This is a genomic window from Sphaerimonospora thailandensis, assembly GCF_016863115.1.
GTDB classification, from domain to species: Bacteria; Actinomycetota; Actinomycetes; order Streptosporangiales; family Streptosporangiaceae; genus Sphaerimonospora; species Sphaerimonospora cavernae.
In genome coordinates this window covers 1-1,651 of the sequence record NZ_BOOG01000125.1, presented here as the reverse complement: position 1 = coordinate 1,651, position 1,651 = coordinate 1, and the positions used below count along the sequence as shown (strand labels likewise).

The following is a 1,651-nucleotide window of genomic DNA, read 5'->3' as shown; positions in this document are numbered from 1 at the left end:
TGGAGCGCTCCGGCTTCCGTACGACGAGGTCGACGGCGGGTGAACCGCCCGCGATGGTCCCGATGTGGGAGGGGAATGCGTCAGGCTTGACAGGGGACGCTCCGCTCGTCGCCCCCGGTCCGGGCGCTGTCAGATCGCGGCCAGGCTCAAGAGAGTGGCAGCGATCGGCAACTCGGCCTCCGGCGGGACTGGGGAAGGCCGCAGAGATCGCGCTTGTGTCGCAGGGGACGGGCTCGGGGGGCTGGAGGTCGTAAGCGGGTGGACGAGCGCGTGCGACTGGACGAATGCGAGCGGCCATGATGCCGATGAGCCCGCATGGGCACGGCCTCCTCCGTCTGCCCTGATCGGTGCTCTGACCGGTGCTCTGACCGCGACGAGGTGGATCTCGTCGGCTGTGACGACCGCTGCCCGCGTGTGCTTGGGGAGGACGATCCCGCCGATTCCATGGATGGGGGCCGGATCGTGATGGTCACCATGTCCAGAGGCGGGGGCGAGGCGGGACGGGCGGGACCGCTGGATTGTGTGCCTGACGAGAGGACGCCGATCGCCAGGACCGTGAACCCGGCCATGACCACCCGACGGACCAGCGTGTTTCGACGCCGAGCGCGATGCCGCCCCACCGATGGCGCCCGGAAAGGGGCCGGCTTCGGCTCGTACCGGTTGAGAAGCGCCCCGCCGGCCCGGTCGAGCTCCTCAGGGGCCAAGGACGCGTACGACGACGGCGGCGCCGCAAGGCGAGGACCACGGAGGCCATAGGGGGCTCGCCCGGCACGGCGTGGGCGAGGTATTTCGTGGTCATCCATCACGTCCTCCAGATCTGAGAAAATCCCGCCCTGCCACCTTCGGAGACGAGATGACCACGAATAGTAGCGACCTACTCTTGATCCCACCCCGGATTGTCAGCGATTTCTGCTGACAATCCGGGGTGGTCAACTGCCTGGCCGAGTGCGTGCTCGACCTGAGCTTCCGATCCTCAGCGGCGGGCTCTCATGGAGGACCCGGCCTGCCTCGTGTCAGTAGCAGAGGGTGCCGTAGTAGTCGCAGTAGAGGTCGCCGCCCGTGAGAACCACGGGGGTGCCCAGGTAGCTCACCGGCCGTCCCCAGTAACCGCGCGGGTGACCCCAGTAACCACCCCGGTGACCCCAGTAACCGCCCGGGTGACCCCAGCTGCCGCCCGGACGCCCCCAGGAACCATGTCCCCAGTCACGGCCGTGGCTGGGCAGGTTCGCCTGCGCGACCGCGGCCGAGTCCTGCTGCGGCACGGCGGCCTCCGCCGAGGTGGCGAGGGGCGCCAGGAAGGCGAGGGTGGCGGCGCAGGCCGAGCCCGCCAGAAGCAGTCGACGAATCATCGTTACCTCCTGTTCGATCGACGTCACGTGTTGTGACCGCTGTCACGCTACACAGCGGGCAATCATCGTTCTGGGCGGGAACACCTCAAGAGTCGGCAATCTTGTGATTGACCACGCGGCACGGGAGAAGGTCAGCCGATCGCGAACGGCCGACCGGCACGGAGGGCAGGAGCCTGTGCGACAGTCGTGGCGCCGAGCGTGACACGGCGTGACTGCCGTCGACCTCGTCGTACGGAAGCCGGCGTGTCCGCGTGTCCGCGTGTCCGCGTCGGGTGTTCGGGTGTCCGAGTGTGTTCGGGTGT

General features: G+C 68.5%; 1 protein-coding gene. It reads right to left on the bottom strand.

Annotation, left to right across the window (positions count from 1 at the left end; genetic code table 11):
• Positions 1–1,013: 1,013 nt before the first annotated feature.
• Positions 1,014–1,349 carry a hypothetical protein gene (locus Mth01_RS29225; RefSeq protein ID WP_204019190.1) on the bottom strand — a complete coding sequence of 112 codons (336 nt, stop codon included), beginning with the start codon at positions 1,347–1,349 and terminating at the stop codon, positions 1,014–1,016.
• Positions 1,350–1,651 lie beyond the last annotated feature (302 nt).